The organism is Mesorhizobium sp. WSM1386, assembly GCF_055901595.1.
The window spans coordinates 4,793,103-4,811,837 of the sequence record NZ_CM148373.1 but is presented as its reverse complement, the minus strand read 5'-3'; the positions used below and the strand labels follow the sequence as shown (position 1 = coordinate 4,811,837).

At 63.8% G+C, this 18,735-nt stretch carries 18 protein-coding genes; 6 read left to right on the top strand and 12 right to left on the bottom strand.

Annotation, left to right across the window (positions count from 1 at the left end; translation table 11 throughout):
* Window positions 1–36 precede the first annotated feature (36 nt).
* Genes AC0NIH_RS23650 through AC0NIH_RS23640 form a run of 3 tightly spaced genes read right to left on the bottom strand, consistent with a single transcriptional unit; the run spans window position 37 to window position 3,044 of the window.
* The gene (locus tag AC0NIH_RS23650; RefSeq protein WP_013895921.1) at window positions 37–1,077 is read right to left on the bottom strand and encodes a sugar ABC transporter substrate-binding protein; all 1,041 of its coding nucleotides are present in this window, start codon (window positions 1,075–1,077) and stop codon (window positions 37–39) included.
* Window positions 1,078–1,116: 39 nt separating this feature from the next.
* Entirely contained in the window at window positions 1,117–1,881 is a 765-nt protein-coding gene (locus AC0NIH_RS23645; protein ID WP_473466011.1) for an ATP-binding cassette domain-containing protein, read from the bottom strand.
* Window positions 1,878–3,044, bottom strand: coding sequence for an ROK family transcriptional regulator (locus AC0NIH_RS23640; RefSeq protein WP_224686682.1), 1,167 nt, complete (start codon window positions 3,042–3,044; stop codon window positions 1,878–1,880). Before AC0NIH_RS23640 ends, AC0NIH_RS23645 begins: the two co-directional genes overlap by 4 nt.
* A gap of 222 nt (window positions 3,045–3,266) precedes the next feature.
* On the opposite strand from AC0NIH_RS23640, the gene AC0NIH_RS23635 reads away from it, so the two are divergent.
* Entirely contained in the window at window positions 3,267–4,445 is a 1,179-nt protein-coding gene (locus AC0NIH_RS23635) for a M24 family metallopeptidase (protein WP_473466008.1), read from the top strand.
* Here the strand turns inward: AC0NIH_RS23635 and AC0NIH_RS23630 are convergent.
* Window positions 4,435–4,791, bottom strand: coding sequence for a hypothetical protein (locus AC0NIH_RS23630; RefSeq protein WP_352715193.1), 357 nt, complete (start codon window positions 4,789–4,791; stop codon window positions 4,435–4,437). The two genes, AC0NIH_RS23635 and AC0NIH_RS23630, sit on opposite strands and share 11 nt — an antisense overlap.
* On the opposite strand from AC0NIH_RS23630, the gene AC0NIH_RS23625 reads away from it, so the two are divergent.
* A complete protein-coding gene (locus AC0NIH_RS23625; RefSeq protein WP_473466074.1) occupies window positions 4,703–5,266 on the top strand; it encodes a M20 metallopeptidase family protein in 564 nt (187 codons plus the stop codon). The genes AC0NIH_RS23630 and AC0NIH_RS23625 overlap by 89 nt on opposite strands.
* Before the next feature lie 60 nt (window positions 5,267–5,326).
* Here AC0NIH_RS23625 and AC0NIH_RS23620 read toward each other — a convergent pair whose 3' ends face one another.
* The 6 genes from AC0NIH_RS23620 to AC0NIH_RS23595 all read right to left on the bottom strand — a co-directional run bounded on the left by AC0NIH_RS23620 (window position 5,327) and on the right by AC0NIH_RS23595 (window position 10,591).
* On the bottom strand, window positions 5,327–6,082 hold the full coding sequence (locus AC0NIH_RS23620) for an ABC transporter permease (RefSeq protein ID WP_473466005.1): 756 nt from the start codon (window positions 6,080–6,082) through the stop codon (window positions 5,327–5,329).
* Window positions 6,079–6,852, bottom strand: a complete 774-nt coding sequence (locus AC0NIH_RS23615) for an ABC transporter ATP-binding protein (protein ID WP_023776312.1) — start codon at window positions 6,850–6,852, stop codon at window positions 6,079–6,081. Before AC0NIH_RS23615 ends, AC0NIH_RS23620 begins: the two co-directional genes overlap by 4 nt.
* Window positions 6,852–7,880, bottom strand: coding sequence for an ABC transporter substrate-binding protein (locus AC0NIH_RS23610; RefSeq protein WP_473466071.1), 1,029 nt, complete (start codon window positions 7,878–7,880; stop codon window positions 6,852–6,854). Before AC0NIH_RS23610 ends, AC0NIH_RS23615 begins: the two co-directional genes overlap by 1 nt.
* A 91-nt stretch (window positions 7,881–7,971) precedes the next feature.
* Window positions 7,972–8,415, bottom strand: a complete 444-nt coding sequence (locus AC0NIH_RS23605) for a VOC family protein (protein WP_032927439.1) — start codon at window positions 8,413–8,415, stop codon at window positions 7,972–7,974.
* A complete protein-coding gene (locus AC0NIH_RS23600; RefSeq protein WP_287268673.1) occupies window positions 8,412–9,155 on the bottom strand; it encodes a FadR/GntR family transcriptional regulator in 744 nt (247 codons plus the stop codon). The genes AC0NIH_RS23605 and AC0NIH_RS23600 overlap by 4 nt, the downstream gene beginning before the upstream one ends.
* Complete coding sequence (locus AC0NIH_RS23595; RefSeq protein WP_473466001.1) at window positions 9,152–10,591, bottom strand: FAD-binding oxidoreductase; 1,440 nt, start codon at window positions 10,589–10,591, stop codon at window positions 9,152–9,154. Before AC0NIH_RS23595 ends, AC0NIH_RS23600 begins: the two co-directional genes overlap by 4 nt.
* A 148-nt stretch (window positions 10,592–10,739) precedes the next feature.
* Between AC0NIH_RS23595 and AC0NIH_RS23590 the strand changes: the two genes are divergently transcribed.
* On the top strand, window positions 10,740–10,907 hold the full coding sequence (locus AC0NIH_RS23590) for a hypothetical protein (protein ID WP_023764138.1): 168 nt from the start codon (window positions 10,740–10,742) through the stop codon (window positions 10,905–10,907).
* Window positions 10,908–10,970: 63 nt separating this feature from the next.
* Here the strand turns inward: AC0NIH_RS23590 and AC0NIH_RS23585 are convergent, their stop codons facing one another.
* Window positions 10,971–12,275 carry a M23 family metallopeptidase gene (locus AC0NIH_RS23585; RefSeq protein ID WP_473465998.1) on the bottom strand — a complete coding sequence of 435 codons (1,305 nt, stop codon included), beginning with the start codon at window positions 12,273–12,275 and terminating at the stop codon, window positions 10,971–10,973.
* A gap of 300 nt (window positions 12,276–12,575) precedes the next feature.
* Here AC0NIH_RS23585 and AC0NIH_RS23580 point away from each other — a divergent pair, with 300 nt between their 5' ends.
* Both AC0NIH_RS23580 and AC0NIH_RS23575 read left to right on the top strand, forming a co-directional pair.
* Complete coding sequence (locus AC0NIH_RS23580; RefSeq protein WP_473466069.1) at window positions 12,576–13,571, top strand: sterol desaturase family protein; 996 nt, start codon at window positions 12,576–12,578, stop codon at window positions 13,569–13,571.
* Entirely contained in the window at window positions 13,568–14,710 is a 1,143-nt protein-coding gene (locus AC0NIH_RS23575; protein WP_473465995.1) for a GNAT family N-acetyltransferase, read from the top strand. Before AC0NIH_RS23580 ends, AC0NIH_RS23575 begins: the two co-directional genes overlap by 4 nt.
* Before the next feature lie 76 nt (window positions 14,711–14,786).
* Here AC0NIH_RS23575 and AC0NIH_RS23570 read toward each other — a convergent pair whose 3' ends face one another.
* Entirely contained in the window at window positions 14,787–15,254 is a 468-nt protein-coding gene (locus tag AC0NIH_RS23570; RefSeq protein WP_473465992.1) for a peroxiredoxin, read from the bottom strand.
* Window positions 15,255–15,349: 95 nt separating this feature from the next.
* On the opposite strand from AC0NIH_RS23570, the gene AC0NIH_RS23565 reads away from it, so the two are divergent.
* Window positions 15,350–18,730, top strand: coding sequence for a hypothetical protein (locus tag AC0NIH_RS23565; RefSeq protein ID WP_473465989.1), 3,381 nt, complete (start codon window positions 15,350–15,352; stop codon window positions 18,728–18,730).
* Window positions 18,731–18,735: the final 5 nt, after the last annotated feature.

Below are 18,735 nucleotides of genomic sequence, written 5' to 3'. Positions count from 1 at the left end.
GGGCCGAGAGGGCCCGGAGCGTGTCAGGCGAGATGCCTATTCGACCGACTTGACCGTGTCCGTCGGCGGCTTCTGGTTGCCCCAGAAGGCCGGGTTGTCGACGTTTTCCTTGGTGATGGCCGCACCCGGGATCTTGATGTTCGGGCCCCAGCTTTCCTTGGTGACCACCGATTTCAGGCCAAGCACGTCATAGTCGCCAGGCTTGATCTCTTCCTTCTTGACCACCTTGTCCATGAACATGGCGACCGCCGCGGCCTGTGCGTAGAGCGGCTGCTCGACTTCGACGTTGAGCCAGCCCTTGCGGATCAGGTCGAGGCCGACCGGAGCGCCGTTCGAGCTCATCAGCATGACGTCGCCCGGCTTCTTGCCGGCGGCCTCGAGCGAGGCGACGGCGGCGACCGACAGGTGCGCGGCATGGCTGAAGATCAGGTCGATGTCGGGGTTGGCCAGCATCTGGTCGGCGACGATGGTGCCGGCGTTGCTGGCTTCCCACTGCATGGCCGGAAGCGAGATGATCTTGACGTCCGGAAACGCCTTCATCTTCTCCTCGAAGCCCTTCTGGATGTCGAGCGTGTAGGGATCGCCGGGGTCGCCCAGCACTTGCAGCACCTTGCCCTTCACCGAGCCGTTCTTGGCTTTCAGCAGTTTCTCTGCTTGGTCGGCCGCGACATGGCCGATCTCGACGGTTCCGGCGACCGATGTGAAGTCGGAAGGCGTCGAGGTGATCTGGCGGTCGAACTCGACCACCGGGATGCCGGCCGCACGCGCCGCCTCGATGGACGGTTTCAGTGCGTTGAAGTCGACCGCGGCCAGGATGATGGCCGCCGGCTTCAGCGCGATGACATCGTTCATCTGCGACTGCTGCGCGTCGGTCTTGTTGTCGGCATTCAGCGTTTTCACTTCATAGCCGACCTGCTTGAGGAACAGCTCCAGCGCGCTCACCGAGCCGGTCTGGAACTCGTCGAGCAGTGTCGGCACCATATAATAGACGGTCCCCTTGGACTGGGCGAATGCCGGCGTGAGCGTGGCAAAGGCCAGTGCCAGGATACCGAAGACAGCAAGAAGTACTCGCTTCATGTTGTTGGCTCCCTGTTAAGCCGGACCCCTCTTTGTCCCTCAGCCCGCCGGTCCGGCACCGGCAAGCGTCTCGCCGGTGATCATGTTGATCACCGCATCGGGACTTGTTTTGTTGCGTGCGACATCGCCCGCCACGACGCCTTGCCGGATCACCACGATCCGGTCGGCGACCTGAAAGGCCTGCTGCATGATGTGGGTGATGATGACGACGCCGATGCCCTGGCTCGCCACCTGGCGGATCATGTCGAGGCCGCGCCGCGTCTGTTCGACGCCGAGGGCGGCGAACGGTTCGTCCAGAAGCACCAGCTTGCCGCCCCAGTGCACGAATCGGTTGAGCTCGATGGCTTGCCTCTGGCCGCCCGATAGGTGCTCGACATCAGTGCGCAGAGACGGAATGCGGGTGCCGGCGCTCGCCAGGGCCTTCCCAACGACGGCCTCCATGGCGCGCTCGTCGAGCACGGGAATGCCGAAAACCTTCCGGGTGATCTCGCGGCCCATGAAGAAATTGGCCACCACATCGACATTGGTGCACAGCGACAGGTCCTGGTAGACGGTCTCTATGCCCGCCGCCTTCGCTTCGGCGGGCGATTTGGCGAGAAACTCCTTGCCCTCGAACAGCATGCGGCCCGAGGTCGGCTCCAGTCCGCCCGCTATGATCTTGACCAGCGTCGATTTGCCGGCGCCGTTGTCGCCGAGCAGCGCCACCACCTCGCCCTTGCCGATCGAGAAGCTGATCCCCTTCAGCGCTTCGATCGCGCCATAGTTCTTGGTGACGTTGTCGAGCACCAGCAGAGGTTCACTCATGCGGCAATCTCCTTGGCCGCCAGGAGATCGCGGCCACGCTCGCGCTCTGCCGTGAACATCTGCCCGAAGCGCGGCGACAACACCCCTGAAACGGCAAGGGCGGCGGCGCCGCGCAGTACGGATTGCTGGCCCCCGCCCGCGACGACCACGCGGGGCGCCTTTCGATCGCCGCGGGCCGAAACCGAATTGAGCAGCGGCGCCGCCGCGTCCGCCAGACGTTGCAGCAGGTCCGGCGCCGCCAGCCCGCCGAGCACGATCGTCTCGGGATCGAACAGGTTCTCGATGATGGCGATGGCATTGCGGAAGATCGGGCCGACCTCAGCCACCCAATCGGCGTCGTTGCCGGCCCAGCGCCCTCGTGCTTCGAGCGAAAGATAGCGTTCGAGGCAGCCCCGGTTGCCGCAAGGACAGGGCTCGCCGCCGGGAACGACGGGAATGTGGCCGATTTCGCCGGCATTTCCCCAGGCGCCGCGCATCACGCTGCCGTCATGCATCATGGCGCTTCCCAGCCCGACGCCGAAATAGAGATAGTAATATTCGGAATGGTGGGCCCCGATGCCGTAGAGGCGTTCGCCCATCGCCGCGGCGGCCATGTCGCTTTCGAAGAACGCCGGCAGTCCCGTCGCGGCCGTCAGCCGCTCGCGCAGCGCCACGTCCTTCCAGCCAGCCATCGTCGTCGGCCCGACGAAGCTCATGGCCTCCACGCCAAACGGTCCGGGAAGCGCCATGCCGATGCCGATGACGCGGCCGCCGGCCCGCTTCCCCGTCAGGTCGCGGACCATGCCGCCGATCTCATCGAACGCATGATCGGGCGCCGCGTTGGGCGCTTCGCGGTGCGAACTCTCGATCACGTCGCCGCTGAGATTGATTAGTGCTGCATCTATCCCGAGCGGCGTCAAATGGATGCCGACAGCATAGCCGCCCTCGGGATTGATACGCAGCGTCGCCGGAGGCAGGCCGCGCCCCTTGGGTTCCTCTCGCAGGGACAGGATGTAGCCCTGTTCCTCCAACTCGCGGACGATGGTCGATACGGTCTGCACGGTGAGCCCGACATGCCGGGCGATATCGCCGCGGGCGATGGGACCGTTACGGCGGATCGACTCGAGCACGATGCGCCGGTTGTACGGCCGCCCGAATTCCTGATTGGTCCCCCGCAACGCCATGCCTTGCACTCCCAACGGATACAAGTTTGCATCAAAGATTTATTCAGTCAAATGGAATTCAAAAATAAATCAGCAAAAAGCCCGGGGCAAAAAGGGGCTGGAATGGACGTCGCTGGTTTAGACTAGGACCTGTTCAGGTGCCGCCCTTGGCCGATTGCCGCAATCGCGAAGCCGCTTCAATGGTAGCCAAGCGACCGCTATCCAACACAGCAAGGAGCAAAGATGATCGAATTGCCGTTTGCCCGCGAAGAGTACCAGCAGCGGCTTCGCAAGATCCGCGCCGAGATGGCCAAGCGCGGTCTCGAGCTCCTGATCGTCAACGACGTTGCCAACCAGCACTATATCACCGGCTATGACGGTTGGTCTTTCTACACGCCGCAGGTGGTGCTGGTTCCCGTGGAAGACGTCGAGCCGGTCTGGATCGGGCGCGCCATGGATGCCGCCGGCGGTCTTCTCACGGCCTGGATGAAACCCGAGAACGTGGTCGGCTTCCCGGAAGATCATGTCCAGCGTGTCGATCGCCATCCGATGGACTGGATCGCCAACTGGATAGTGGCAAAGGGCTGGGGCATCAGGCATATCGGCATCGAGCTCGAAGCCTATTATTTCTCCCCGAAAGCGCATGCGCGGCTCGTCGCTGGCCTTCCCAACGCAAAATGGCACGATGCCGATCTCCTGGTGAACTGGATCCGTGCGGTCAAATCGGCGCCCGAGATCACCTATTTGCGCAAGGCGTCAACCCTGGCCGAAGCGGCGGTGGCGCGGGCCTTCGAGGTGATCGCGCCGGGTGTTCGCGAGTGCGATGCGATTGCCTCCATCCAGGCGGCGCAGATCGCCGGCAGCCCGGATTTCGCCGGCGACATCACCGCCCTTCCGCCGACAATCCTCGGCGGCGAGAACGCCTCGGCCCCGCACATCATGTGGAGCGACCGGCGGTTCGGGGACAACGAGACCATTGCGCTGGAACTCGCCGGCGTCTGCCGCCGCTATGCCGCCGGGTTGGCGAGAACGATGCAGCTTGGCAAGACGCCGACGCGTGTCGCGGACACGGCAAGGGCGGTGATCGAGGGCATGGACGCGGTGCTCGATGCGGTCCGGCCAGGAACATCGGCCGAAGCGGTCGAAGGTGCATGGCGCAAGGTCATCCAGCGCTACGGGCTGAAGAAGGAGTCGCGCATCGGCTATTCCATCGGCGTCGCCTATCCGCCGGATTGGGGCGAACACACGATCAGCCTCCGCCCGGGTGACAAGACGGTGCTTCAGCCCGGCAACGTCGTTCATTCCATCCTCGGCATGTGGATGGACGGCTGGGGTATCGAGATCAGCGAGACCATCCTGGTCACCGAAACCGGCCATGAGACGCTGACCAGGTTCCCGCGGGAGATCCATGTCAAAGCCTGAGGGATCGGTCATGGCCGACGGTGGCGCGATTTCCGGCGCGGTCGAAATCGACGCCGGCATGCTCGATCGGATGATCGAGATCCGCCGCCATCTGCACCGCAATCCGGAGCTGTCCAACCACGAGGCGAACACGCAGCTTTATCTCAGGCAAATGCTGGCCGGGCAGGGAATTGCCGACATTCGTGACGTCGCGGGCTTTGGCCTTGCGGTCGACATCGTCGGCACCGGCGCGGGTCCATACTGTCGATGCGCTGGCCGTGGCCTGCTCCCTGGTGACGGAATTGCAGAAGATCGTCTCGCGCGAGATCGATCCGTACGACCCCCTGGTGATTTCCGTGACGGCCATCAATGGCGGCAACGCCTACAACGTGTCCGCCGGCAAGGTTGCACTGAAAGGCACCATCCGCAGTGGCAGCGATGCAACCCGCGAGCGGGTCTGGCGCCGCGTTCGCGCGATAGCCGAAGGGATGGCGGCAAGCCATGGGGCGCATGTCGAGGTCGATATCCACAGGGGTGAACCGGGCGTCGTCAACGATGTCGAGATGGCCGAGTTGATTGTCGCCAGCGGCAAGGCCTACATCGGTGCCGACAACGTCCTCAACACGCCTGGATGGACCGTTGCGGACGACTTTGGCTACTACAGCGAGAAACGTCCTTCGGTCTACTTCCGGCTCGGAATCCGCAACAAGGAAGCCGGATCTGTCTTTCCGCTGCACCACGCCAGGTTCCGCGTCGACGAAGCCGCCTTGAAGGTTGGCGCGGCCACCCTGGTTTCGGCGGCGACCCGTTTTCTGTCGATGCAACCGGAAAATGCAGACTAACGGAAGCGGTCTAAGGACCGGCTCGTGCGGATTGCACGAGCCGGCAAAACAGTCGCCTTTTCAGTATTTGATGACGCGGCGCTCGACCATCACCACGATGCAAAACACCGCGATCGACAGGCACGACGACAACACAATTGCCGCGTAAAGCCGGTCCGACTGATAGTTGAAGCTCGCCTGGATGATGAGCGCGCCGAGGCCCTTGTCCGAGCCGATCCATTCGCCGACGATGGCGCCGATCACGGCTGTCGCCGAAGCAATCCTGAGCGAGGAAAACAGCATCGGCAGCGCGCGGGGCAGGCGCAGGTCCCAAAAAATCTCCCAGCGCGTCGCCGACAGCACCCGAAACAGCTCGTGCTCGTTGTCGCTGGGTGAATCCAGGCCGCGAATCATGTTCACCAGCGTCGGGAAGAAGCAGATCACTGCCGCGATGACGATCTTCGGCGTCATGCCGAGCCCGAAGATCAGGATGATGATCGGCGACAGCGCCAAGATCGGAATGGTGTTGAAGAATAGCACGATCGGGAAATAGGCGGCCTGCAGGATGCGGCTGTGCACGAAAACCACGGCGAGCAGCACGGCGGCGAGGTTGCCGATGACGAAGCCGGCCAGCGCCTCGATCAGCGTCGGCCTCAGATTGTCCATGAGCAGAGCGAAATTCTTCTGGAAGGTTCCGAAGATCGCCGTCGGGGTCGGCACGATATAGGTCGGAACGCCGAGGAAGGGCAGAAGATACTGCCAGGCAACCAGCAGCGAGACCGCGCCGAGGACGGGCAGGGCTATCGCCAATTGCGGAGAGAGTGGCGCCGGCCTCACGATGCGCGCTCCAATGCGGTGCGTAGTTCGGCCATGGCGGCGACGATCGCCGGGTCTTCGCGCGAGCAGCGGTTGCCGTCCTGCTTGATCGGCCGCATGTCCAGGTCCTTGACCAGCCGTCCCGGATTGGCGGCGAGAACGATGACCCGTTCACCAAGATAGGCGGCTTCGGCGATCGAATGGGTGACGAACAGGATCGTCGTGCCGGTGCGCCGCCACAGATTGAGAAGCTCATCATTGAGGCGGTCGCGGGTGATCTCGTCGAGCGCGCCGAACGGCTCGTCCATCAGCAGCAGCTTGGGCTGACCAAGCAAGGCGCGTGCGATTGCCACGCGCTGGCGCTGGCCGCCGGACAGCTGGTGCGGCAGACGCTCACCGAAGCCGGCAAGCCCCATGAGCTCCAGCAATTCGTCGCTGCGGTCTTCTATCTTGCGCGTCAGGCTGCCTTGCCCGACGCCAAGCGGCAGACGCACATTCTCGCGCACGGTACGCCACGGCAGAAGCGTCGAGTCCTGAAAGACGAAACCGACATCGCGGCGCGAGCGCACCGCGTGCGGCGTGTCGCCGAGCACGCTGATCTTGCCGCCGAGCGGATCGAGCAGGTCGGCGACCACGCGAAGCAAGGTCGACTTGCCGCAGCCGGACGGTCCGAGGATCGACAGGAAGGAGCCGGCCTCGACGGTGAGGTCGAGGCCGGAAAGCACTTCGACGGCCGCCTGGCGGCTGCCATAGCCGACATCCAGCCTGCTGGTTTCGATCGCGTTCGCCATCAGGCGGCGGGCGCGTCGAGCTTCGGCCGCTCGGCAGCCGAAAGTTCGAGGATCTTGGTGGTGTGGACGTCGGCGGCCGCGGGCCGGCCATTCGGGTACTGGCCGACCTTGTCGAGCAGCGCCAATTGCTCCTCGATTGACGCCGGGTCGAAGGTGCCCCAGCCGTCCTTGGCTGTTGCGCCATCGAAGGAGAGCTTCAGCACGAGGTTGACGGTCTTTTCTTCCCAACTGAGGTCCATTTCGGGATAGGCGGCAACCATTTTCTTCACTGCCTCCTGCGGGTTGGCGTGCACCCAGCCCCAGCCCTTGGCGACCGCGCCGATGAACTTGGCCAGTGTCTCCGGATCTTTTTCGATCGCGGCGTCGGTGGCGAAATAGACGTCGGCGTAGGAATTCAGGCCGAGGTCGCGCACCAGAAGATCGATGCGGTCGTCGCCGACGACGCTGAGCGCCTGTGTGTTGGTGATCCAGCCGCCGATGGCATCGACATCGCCGCGCACCAGCGGTCCCTTGTCGAAGCCGACATTGATGACGGTGACATCGGACGCGCTCATGCCGTTCTTGGCCAGGATCTCGTCGATGACGAAACGCGCCGTCGGCTGGATGCCGATCTTCTTGCCCTTGAGGTCGGCAATGCCACGGATCGGGTTTGCCGCCTTCGACGTGAAGGCATAGGGGCCGGTGCGGAAACCGCAGGCGATGATCTTCACCGGCACGCCGCTGGCGCGCGCTGCAAACAGCTGCGGCGTTTCGGAGAACTGGCCGAGCTGTGCTGCGCCCGAGATCACCGGCGGCACGGTCGAGGCGTTCGGGCCGCCCGGGCTGAATTCCACCTCGAACCCGGCATCCTTGAAGTAGCCGTTGGCGACGGCGGCGATGTCGCCGATCTGTCCGTTGGACATCAGCCAGTCATACTGGATGACGACCTTTGCGGCGGCCTTCGCTCCCGGCGTCAGCGCCAGCTGCATCCCGGCCGATGCGGCGGCGACAGCCGCCACGCTGGATTTCATGAAGCTGCGGCGGTTCATGTCGTAATGTCTGTTCCCATTCATTTTTCGCTCCTGTTGCAAGACTGTCTCGTCTCTTCATTACGCGCCGTTCCCTTTGGCGCGGTGTCGTCTACGGCTGTTCGTCGTGGTAGTCGCCCGGGCCGCCGTCGAGCCAGGCGTAGAGTTCCCAGAGCGTGTCGTCCGGGTCGGTGAAATAGGCGCAGCGCGCATTCCAGACATAGTTTTCGGGTGGCCCGTAAAACGGCACGCCCTTGGCCGTCAGCTCGGCATGCAGCCGGTCGATCTCGTCTGGCGTATCGAGCCGGACGGCGACGCAGACCTTGTGCGCGTGGCGTGGCGATCTCAGTTTCGAAACGCCGGCATGCTGGCCGATATGGTCGATCTCCCAGGCTGCCAGTGTCACGCCCTCGCCATGGAAGTCGGCGAAACCCTCGGCGCGGCGGCGCAGGCGGAAGCCGAGCTTGTCGACATAGAACGTCACCGTCCGCTCGATGTCCTCGACCAGAAGGCAGACGTCGGAAATCCGGCTGATGCTTGCGACGGCCATGCTCATCTCCCTCCGCCCGTACGTTCGCCGCGCACGAGCGGCAGATTGACGCCGACACGGTTGGCCGCGCCGATGATGTGCGCGCGCATCGCGGCCTCGGCTTTTGCCGCGTCGCCGGCGACCAGCGCCTCGTAGATGCGCACATGCTCGCCGACGTTGACTTCCACCAGATCGTGTAAGGGGTTGGTCTGGCGTGCGTAATAGATCGAGCGCCGGATCTGTTCGCAGACGAAGGAGATGAAGCTGTGGATGTAGCTGTTGCCCGTCGCCCGGGCGATTTCGCGATGAAACAGAAGGTCGGCGTCGATGCTGCCGTCCTCCCACCGCTCCTCGCCGCTCATGCGGTCGAGCGCCGCCTTGATGGCGTCGAGATGCTCCTGGTCGCGCCGCTCGGCGGCAAGCGCCGCCGATTCGGCCTCGAGGATGCAGCGCAGCTCAAAGAGCCGCTCCATGTTCTGCCCCTCCTTCAGCGTCTCGCGGTCAATGCGGATCGCCGCCCGCTGCTCCGGCGCCAGGACGAAGGAGCCTATGCCTTGCCGTGCCTCCACCATGCCGTCGGCGCGCAATTGCGCGATCGCCTCGCGCACCACATTTCGGCTGACGCCGAATTTTTCGGAAAGCTGCTGCTCCGTCGGCAGCAGGGCGCCCGGATTGAGTTCGCCGGACTCGATCTCGCGGCTGAGGAACGCAGCGACCCGGTGCGGTAGCGCCTCGACGGTGCCGATGGCGGCCAGTCGTTGTTTCATGAACAGGTCTCCGTCACAGGGAACAGGCAGCCGGGATTCATCAGTCCGGCCGGATCGATGGCATTTTTCAGCGTGCTGACCAGACGGCGATGGACGGGAGACATGCCGGTCCAGTAGACGCGTTGGCGGGTGCGCCCGATGCCATGCTCGGCGCTGACCGAGCCGCCAAGTGCGTTGACGATGTCGTACAGCCGGGCGGTGATGGCGACGCCCCTGGCGCGGGCGTCGGCCTCGGCAAGATCAAGCGGCGGCAGGACGTTAAAATGGATGTTGCCGTCGCCGGCATGGCCATAGGCCTGTGAAATCCAGCCCGGATGCTCCAGCGCCACAAACCCGCGGGCCTGGGCGATCAGCGTGGGGATGTCGGAGATGCGCACCGAGAGGTCGGTGCGTACGTGATAGCCGCGCCTGGCCTGGCCTTCGACCAGCCCTTCGCGAATGGCCCAGAATGCCTTGGCCTGTGCGCCGCTCTCGGCCAGCACGGCGTCGGCCACGAGATGCCTTTCCATGACGCCGGCAAGGAAATCGACAAGCAGCGAGCGGAGTTCGACGGCAGCGCTCGACGACAGCTCGATCAGCACATGAACAGGGGCATCTACCGGCGCGACGATGGTCGGGTCGGCCAGGCGCGCAAGCTCCATGCATTCCGAGCCGATGATCTCGAAGGCTGATATCAGGTCCGAGCAGTCGCGCCGGGCCTGCCTGAACAGGGCGATCGCCGATTCGAACGAGGGAAGGCCGAGATATGCCGTTTCGATCTGGCCCGGTTTTGGAGAAAGCTTGACCTCGACGCCGGTGATGATGCCGAGCGTTCCCTCCGCGCCGATGAAAAGCTGCTTCAGGTCGTAGCCGCGATTGTCCTTGCGTAGGCCGGAAAAGCCGCTCCACAAGTCGCCGTCCGGCAGCACCACTTCCAGGCCGACGATGAGATCGCGGGCCATTCCGTAGCGCAACACGTTGACGCCACCGGCATTGCTGGCGGCATTGCCGCCGATCTGGCAGCTTCCCTGGGCGCCAAGCGCCAGGGGAAACAGGCAGTCCTGGTCATCCGCCGCGTCCTTGATGTGCTGGAGGATGCAGCCGGCGTCGGCCTGCAGGGTGAAATTGTCGGCATCGACAGAGCGGATCCTGTTCAGCCGCTCCAGGCTGATGACCACAGCGCCGGGCGTCGTGCCGATGTCGATCGCACCAGCGACAAGCCCGGTGTTGCCGCCCTGCGGGATCATCGCCAGACCGAGCGTGCCGCATAGCCGCACGGCAGCTTGAACCTCGGCGACCGAGGCTGGCTTCAACACCGCAAGCGCGCTGCCGTGATGATCGCCGGACCAGTCCGCGAGGTATTTTGCCATGCTGGCAGGATCGGCAGCCACGCCGCTCTGCCCCAGGACACGCTCCAGGGCAGCGAGAATGTCAGGCGAGATGCCGTGGAAGGTCATTGTCCGGCCGGTTTGGGTGCGGGTGCGTATAGTTATACATATCATCCTACAACTGGCGTGCTGTCAACGGCCAAGCCGCCTGTCACAGGGACTCGTAGACAGAACGTCGACCGGTGTCCGGACGGTCCCCTGCGCACTAATAGAAGATATGAATACGATCTATGCCTTGCTGGTCTTCGCGGCGGCCATTGCAATCATCTATCTGGGCGGCCGATGGAACACGTCGGATACCGACCACTATATGGGCTTCGAAAACCTACGTTCGCCCCACAAGGGGAAAGCCCGCAACGATGACGAGGATCCGAAAAAGGAATGAGGAGCCGGACGGCGTTGCCTGACCGGTTCTGGCGTATCAGCCCGCCGATAGGCGCCTGGCACCTCAGAGAAACTGGGCGACCTTCTTGCCGACGGTGAGAAAGCGTAGCGGATCGATCGCTTCGCCATTATGGCGCACTTCGTAGTGCAGATGCGGGCCGGTCGAGCGGCCGCTGCTGCCGGTCTTGCCGAGGACGGCGCCGGCATCGACCTTCTCGCCGACGGTCACGTCGATTTCGCTGAGATGCCCGTAGCGGGTCGCAAAGCCGTTGCCGTGGTCGACTTCCACCATGCGGCCATAGCCGCCGTTCCAGCCGGCCTTGGTGACGACGCCGGGCGCCGTGACCTTTGCCGCCATGCCGATCGGCGCCCTGAAATCCATGCCGGAATGCAGCGCGGCGGTGCCGAGGAGGGGGTCGGTGCGAATGCCGAACGGGCTGGTGACGGAGTGGCCGGGTGCGGGGTTGGACAGCGGCAGCTGGCGCGCTTCCTTCTTGAGATGGTCGAGCGCATCCAGGGCTTCGTCCAGTTCCTTGACCTTGCTGTCGAACATCATCGAGCTGTCGAGCGGGACCAGCGGTCCGCCGACGTCGCTTTCGTTCTTGCCGAAATCGCTGTCGACCGGCAGTCCGGCCGCTTGCAGCGCCTGGGTGATCGCGTCGGCGCTCTTGTAGGCATTGTCGGCGAGCGCGCTGATGCGGGTGAGCTGTTCGGTCTCGATCGATTTCAGCGACTGGTTGATCGAGACGAACAATTTGTCGGCGCGATCGGCGGCTGAATCGTTTGGCAAAGGATCGGAGCGGGTCGACCACAAGGAGAACGGCCTGGTGTCTGCGGCCCCAAGGTCCGCGCTCAGGCTGGCGACCGCGTAATTCGGCGCCGGCTGGCTGATGCTGCCGGTCACCTCGGCGGGTTTGTCAGGCTTCGCGGCTGCTGCCGGGGCCTCGCCTGGCGCTGTTCCGACGTCATTCTCGGCGCGTTCGAGCAACGGGCCGAGGCGGCCATGACGCTGGCTGAGCTGCGTCTGCCGGTCAAGCAGCTCGCTGACCTTGGTCTCCATCAATTGCTGATCGAGCAGCTGGCGGCTGGTGATGCGGTCGACCTGGGCGCGCAGGGCCGAAATACGGTCCTCGTAAGCCTGCTGCATGCGCGCCTGGCGCGCGGTGGTGGCGCCGATCAGGTCATCGCGCAGCACCAGATAGGACGTGGCCAGCAGGTAGCCGACGGCAATGGCGGCGAGTGCTGAACCGATGAATGCCGCGAGCCAGGGTCGGATCGTGAAGTGCCTGATCTCGTTACCCCGGGCAATGATGACGGTGTGGGGCTCCTTGCGCCTGCCGAAGACTGCGGACTGACCGGTTACGTTCACGGGACCAAGCTTTCGTTTACGACACCACGACGGCTTGATTACACATTATTAGGGTTAACAAAGGCTTGCCGGATCGATCGCGCGGCAACGAATACACGCGGCGAGGGCAGTGGGTTGCATCAAAACTGCCAAAGGAGCGGCCATCGTGCGCCGTGCCGCGCACCATGTTTCAACCAGAGGAGCGGGTCGGTCGCCGATTAAGGTCAAGAATCCTTAACTCTCTTTGATTGCATTTACTTGACGGTTTCCGGCTAAAGGCGTGATGGGTTTGGGAATCTATTGAAGATGGCGGTCCAAGGGATGCTGAGCGATCTGGTTGGCAAGGTCCTCGACAAGCTCTCCGGCACCAGTCTGCTGGCGACCGGGCTTCTGCTGCTGACTGCCTTGGTCAGCGCGCTCGTGGCCTATTGGCGCACGGTGGAGGAGAAGAGCTGGAAGGAGTTTTTCGAGTTCGCCATCCCGCATGAGGTCATCACCCATCCCTCGGCAAGAGCCGACCTGCTGTTCTGGGTGACGAAGAAGGCCCTGATGCCCTTCCTGATGCTGCCCGCCGGAATTGTCTTCGTCACGGCGGTGGGCTACGGGACCAACTGGCTGTTCTCGACACTGTTCCGGTTCCAGCCGCCGCTGATCGAGGGGCCGGCGGGCCCGGTAACGGTGCTGATCTTCACCATCACCATGCTGCTCGCCTACGACATTTCCTATTATCTTTATCACGTCGCCCAGCATCGCTATCCGGTGCTCTGGGAACTGCACAAAGTGCATCACTCGGCCGAAGTGATGGTCGGCATCACCAAGGACCGGGTCCACCCGCTCGACGAACTGATGAACCGCGCCTGGGACGGCATCGTGGTGGGCATTTGCTTCGGCATCTGGTCGTTGATTTCGCTGAACCTTGTCGAACTGACGGTCTTTGGCGTCAACGTCTACGTCATGCGCAACATCCTGATGATGGATTTCGTCAGGCATACGCATTTCAAGATCTCGTTCGGCCCGCTCAACAATTTGATCCTGTGTCCCCATTGGCACCAGCTGCATCACAGCACCGACCCGCGCCACTACGACAAGAATTTCGGGCTGCTCTTCTCGTTCTGGGATCGGCTCTTCGGAACATTGTGCGTGCCGAAGCCCGAAGAGGATTTCAAGTTCGGCCTGGTCGATCGCGATGTGCGCGACTACCAGTCGCTTGCCGGCCTCTATGTCATGCCGCTGAAGCGAATGTGGAGGCATATCGCGCGGCGCGTCCGTCCCGGAAAGCCGGAGACAACGCGGGCATCGCAAAGGGCTCAGCCGTGAACGCTCCCATGGCACCTACGATCCCGCGGAGCTTCGTCTTCGAAGTCGTGACATCGGCGGCGCGTTTGGACGAGATCGCCCCGGCCTGGACTGCGCTTTGGCAGCGAGCCGGCGGGCTTGTCTTCCAGCATCCGGCCTGGATCACGGCCTGGTGGCGCACCACCCCCCATCAGGAGCGGCGCACGCTCAGGATCGGGCTGGCCTGGAACGGCGACCGGCTCGAAGGCGTGATAGCGCTCGCCACCTTCAAGCGCTCCGGCATCCGCATTCTCGAATGGGCGGCGAAGGATCACAGCGACTATGGCGACGCGCTGTTTGCCCCCGGCGGCGACCCGCAACAACTCTCCCGGCTCTGGCAGTATGTTCTCGACCAGGGCGGCTTCGACCTCATCTATCTCAATCGTCTGCTGCCGGATGCCGGTTTCCGTGCCCTGCTGGATCCGGCCTCGCGCCAAGGCAAGGCGCTTCGGCGCAACCACCGCTGCGAAATCAGCTACCGTGTCGAGGGTCCCTGGCCGCGTGGCGCGGACTGGTTCGAGACGCTGTCCAAAAAGGCCCGGCAGAACTACCGTCGCGGCCGCAAGTTCATGGAAGAAGGCGGCGCTTTGCGTTTTCGCCTGATGGATGCCGGCGAACCGCTCGAGCCGGTGCTCGCTCGGGTCGCGGCGCTGAAGCGGCTATGGCTGGTGCGGCACGGCCGCGTCTCGGACCTGTTCGATGAGGGCTCGCCCGTTCTCGCCGCCCTTGTGTCGGTGCTGGCCGAGCTCGGGCTGTTGCGCATTTTCGTCTTGGAGCTCGACGATACGATCGTCGCCGTCTCGATCAATTTCGAACAGCACGGCACCATGATGGCTTTCGTCACCACTTACGATCCCGAATACGAACGCGCCTCGCCGGGTATGGTGCTGATGGTGGACTATATCCAATGGTCGCTCGACCGTGGCCTTGGCAAAATTGATTTCCTCTGCGGCGGCGAGGATTTCAAGCGGCGCTTCGCCACGCAATCGGTCAGGCTGTCATCGGTGATCGGCGCGCGCGGCTTGCGCGGTCGCCTCGCCGCGCTGGCCGATCATCTGAACCATGTTTCGAAATCCTGGCGGGCGCGACAGCAGCCGAAGGCGGAAACACCTGAAGAATAAGCACGCCTGATTACAGCATCAGCCGGATTTTCGTGCGCCGACATGAAGGCCGTATCGCCGTCGGCCTTCGTGGCGCTCAGAGCCCGCGGACGGCCTCGAGAACTTCCTCGGCATGGCCCTTGACACGGACCTTGCGCCAAATCCTGGCGATCCGGCCATCGCGGCCAATCAGGAACGTGGCACGCTCGACACCCATGTACTTGCGGCCATACATCGATTTCTCGACCCACAGATTGTAGGCATCGATCACCTTGCGCTCCTCGTCGGCGGCGAGGTCGATGGTAAGGCTGTATTTCGACTTGAACTTGTCGTGTTTCTTGACGGGGTCGGGCGACAGGCCGATCACCACCGCTCCGGCCTTCTCGAATTCCGGCTTGAGCTGTGAAAAGCTGATCGCCTCTTGCGTGCAGCTTGTTGTGTCGTCCTGCGGATAGAAATAGAGCACCACGGGCTTGCCGAGGGATGCGGCAAGGCTGATCGAGCCGCCGCCGTCTCGCGGCAGGTCGAATTGCGGCGCAAGATCGCCCACGACGAGGTCAGCCATACCGATGCCCTTGTTTGAGGTTACGCGCGAAGCCACACCGATATAGTGTCGACCGGGGATTCGTCCACGAGCGAGTTTGTACAACGGAAGATTGCGTGGATCAGGAGCAACCGCAGCACGAGAAGATCAGGTTCAGGCGGGATGAGATCGCCGACCTGGGGACCTTGCCGTCCGCGTGCCGGGTGCCGCCGCTTGGCCAGGCCCGGATTGGACGTGGCTTTCGCATCCTTTCGCGCGTGTTCGCCGGCATGGTCGCGCTCATGCTGCTGGTCGCGACGGCTGTCTATCTCGTCGGTCTTTCCGGCATTGGGGCAGACCGGCTGCGCGTCGAGGCGGAAACCGCTATCGAGAAACTCGCCGGCGTCGATGTCCATGTCGCGGTCGGGCCTGCTCGCATCACACTCGACAGTTCGAGTTTCGTTGCGCTCCAGGTCAGCGACGTCAGCCTGAAGACGAACGACGGCAAACCCATGGCCGATGCCGGGCGTGTGCGCTTCGGCGTCCGCCTCGTGCCGCTGCTGTGGGGTGAGGTGCGGCTGACCAGCGCCAGGATTTCCGATGCACGCATCGTCATGGCGGCGATGCCCTCCGGCGGCGACTGGACCGCCGCGCTGCGCAATGAGGACGGCCTCGTCGATCCCGAGAAACTGTCGGAGGCGGTGTTCGGCAACATTCATCGCGCCCTCGACGCCGTGCGGGAAGATTCGATGCGCCGGATCGATCTCAGCAATGTCGAATTCGTGCTGCCCGATACCGGATCGATCAAACTGGTCAAGATCGCCGACGCCACCGTCGTTCAGTCGGGGCCGGGCGGCATGGAATTTTCGTCACAGGCCGATGTCGACGGCAGGACGATCAAGGTTGCCGCTTCCGCCACACGCGATGTCGCGGCGCATCGCGTGACGGCGCTGGACGCGAGCATCGATCTGGCGGCTGCAGCCGACACCACGGCCGGCGCCGGGAAGCTGGGCGCCGTCGCGTTGAAGCTGAAGGGATCGGAAGGAGCCGGCACGAATGCGTCCCAACTGACGGCCGCGGTGTCGTCGACCGGGTCGGTGCTCGATCTCGGCACGCGTGGATTGCTGCCGGCGGACGTCGCGGTCGATGCGACGCTTGTCGCCGGCAGCAACAAGATCCAGGTGGACAGGATGCTGTTCAAGACCGGCCGGTCGACATTCGATTTCGCCGGCTCCATCGGGCCGAAGCCGGCGTCGGGAGCGGCCGGCGAGGAACCCGCCTACCGCTACGACCTGACCAGCGACGGTTCGTCGCTGGCGCCATCGGAGTCACCCGAGCCCGCGTTGAGCTTCCTTGCGCGAATAGCCGGCGTGTACCAGACCAAAAGCCACAAATTGGTGGCCGAGCAGATCGCGCTTCGTTCCGATACCAGTGGCGAAGTGCTGGGAACCGCGGCCGTCGAGTTCGTCGAAGGCAAGGCGCCCGGGATCAACCTCGCCTTCAACATTCACAACATGCTGGTCTCCCACGTCAAGCAGCTCTGGCCGTGGTTTTCAGCGCGCAATGCGCGGCTCTGGGTGCTGAGCAATCTGTTCGGAGGCCGCGTCGTCGACGGCAATCTCCAGTTCCAGGTAGTGCCCGATCGCCTCGGCAACGGTGTGCCGCTTTCCGCCGACGAAGTGTTCGGCCGCTTCCAGATCGACGGGACGCGTTTCGACACGGCCGGCCGCATTCCGCCGATACGTGATGCGGTCGGTGTCGTCGCCTTCCATGGCAATGACGTCGACGTCTCCCTGTCCTCGGGCACCGTCTTCATGCCCAGCGGCCGCACCGTGGCGGCCATCAACGGCACGCTGGCAGTAAAGGCGGCGAACCGCCCGCCGGTCATCGGCGCGCTCGATATTGACGTTGCCGGTGACGCGGCGGCCGTCGCCGAACTGGCCTCCTACGAACCGATCAATGCCATGCGCCATGTCGGCTTTCTGCCGGATGACCTGTCCGGCAGCGTCACCGGCCATGTCAAGGCCGATATCCCGCTGCAGTCCGGCATCGACAGCTCCAAACTCGACTGGCTCGTATCGCTCGACTACACCGGCCTTTCATTGGCCAAGCCGTTCGAAGGGCAGACCGTGACGGATGCCGACGGCTCGATCACGGTCGATCCCGAAAAGGCGGTGATCTCGGCCAAGGCATCGCTGAACGGTATTCCGGCCGAACTCGACCTCGTCGAGCCGCTGGCCGATGATGGGCCGGCGCGCAGCCGCAAGGTCGCCCTGGTGCTCGACGACAAGATCCGCGCCGCCGCCATGCCCGGCCTGACGCCGCTGCTTGCCGGCACGGTGAAGGTCGCGATCGACAAGAGCGGCAGCGGCGATCAGAACGTCTCGGCCGACCTGACCAATGCCAGGCTGGACATTCCCTGGGCCGGCTGGAGCAAGGGGGCAGGGGTTCCCGCCACCGCCACATTCGTCATGACAAAGTCGGGCGAGACCACGACGCTGTCCGACTTTGAGCTCGACGGCAAGACCTTCTCCATCGACGGTAACGTTGTCCTGCTCAACGGCGCCCTGTCGTCGGCAAAGTTCAGCAAGGTTACCCTGAACCGAGGCGATGACGTGGCCGTGTCCGTCAGGCGATCGGGCAAGGGCTATGCGGTCAACGTCAGCGGCAACGCCCTGGATGCCCGCTCGCTGATCAAGCAGTTCACCTCGGACGTCGACACCGCCACCAAGACCACTGGCGCCGACGCCATTTCGGTGAGCGCCGACGTCGATCGGCTCACCGGTTTCCACGACGAGCAACTGTCCAACCTGAAGCTCGACTACAGCGCGGCCGGCTCGCGGGTGAACGGCCTCAAGGTCACTGCGACGGCAAGTTCTGGCGCCGCCATCACCATCAGCAACACCACCGGTGGCGGCCAGCGCGCGCTCAACGTGCAGTCCGCGGACGCCGGCGCCATATTGAGGTTCCTGAACGTCTACGAGCACATGGAAGGCGGGTCGATCATGCTGGCCCTGTCGGGAGCCAGCGACGGGCCGATGAAGGGCAAGGTCGACACCAGCAATTTCTTCGTCGTCAACGAACCGAAGCTCGCCTCCATCGTCTCGACCACCCCGGCCGGCGACAGCCGCAGCCTCAACCAGGCGGTCAAGGGCAAGCTCGACACGTCGCGGGTCAAGTTCGAGCGCGGCTATGCCGAGATCGAGAAAGGCAGCGGCTATCTGAAGCTGGCCAACGGCGTGCTGCGGGGGCCGCGCATCGGCACGACCTTCCAGGGCATCCTGTACGACCAGAACAACAACATGGACATGACCGGTACCTTCATGCCGGTCTACGGCCTTAACCGCATCTTCGGCGAGTTGCCGATCGTCGGTGCGCTTCTCGGCAATGGCCGCGACAGGGGCCTCATCGGCGTGACCTACCGGCTCAGGGGCAATGCCAACAAGCCGGTGCTCGACGTCAATCCGCTCTCGGTGATCGCGCCGGGGATATTCAGGTCGATCTTCGAATACCGGTGAAGCGG

Bases quoted from the DNA above. Each gene is read 5' to 3' on its own strand.
- AC0NIH_RS23640 (WP_224686682.1), bottom strand. From the start codon at position 3,044: ATGGCGTTGCGGGGGACCAATCAGGAATTCGGGCGGCCGTACAACCGG.
- AC0NIH_RS23615 (WP_023776312.1), bottom strand. From the start codon at position 6,852: ATGGCGAACGCGATCGAAACCAGCAGGCTGGATGTCGGCTATGGCAGC.
- AC0NIH_RS23630 (WP_352715193.1), bottom strand. From the start codon at position 4,791: ATGGCCGTCACGGAAATCACCAGGGGGTCGTACGGATCGATCTCGCGC.
- AC0NIH_RS23600 (WP_287268673.1), bottom strand. From the start codon at position 9,155: ATGAAACAACGACTGGCCGCCATCGGCACCGTCGAGGCGCTACCGCAC.
- AC0NIH_RS23650 (WP_013895921.1), bottom strand. From the start codon at position 1,077: ATGAAGCGAGTACTTCTTGCTGTCTTCGGTATCCTGGCACTGGCCTTT.
- AC0NIH_RS23580 (WP_473466069.1), top strand. From the start codon at position 12,576: ATGCTGAGCGATCTGGTTGGCAAGGTCCTCGACAAGCTCTCCGGCACC.
- AC0NIH_RS23595 (WP_473466001.1), bottom strand. From the start codon at position 10,591: ATGACCTTCCACGGCATCTCGCCTGACATTCTCGCTGCCCTGGAGCGT.
- AC0NIH_RS23635 (WP_473466008.1), top strand. From the start codon at position 3,267: ATGATCGAATTGCCGTTTGCCCGCGAAGAGTACCAGCAGCGGCTTCGC.
- AC0NIH_RS23605 (WP_032927439.1), bottom strand. From the start codon at position 8,415: ATGAGCATGGCCGTCGCAAGCATCAGCCGGATTTCCGACGTCTGCCTT.
- AC0NIH_RS23570 (WP_473465992.1), bottom strand. From the start codon at position 15,254: ATGGCTGACCTCGTCGTGGGCGATCTTGCGCCGCAATTCGACCTGCCG.
- AC0NIH_RS23590 (WP_023764138.1), top strand. From the start codon at position 10,740: ATGAATACGATCTATGCCTTGCTGGTCTTCGCGGCGGCCATTGCAATC.
- AC0NIH_RS23610 (WP_473466071.1), bottom strand. From the start codon at position 7,880: ATGAACCGCCGCAGCTTCATGAAATCCAGCGTGGCGGCTGTCGCCGCC.
- AC0NIH_RS23645 (WP_473466011.1), bottom strand. From the start codon at position 1,881: ATGAGTGAACCTCTGCTGGTGCTCGACAACGTCACCAAGAACTATGGC.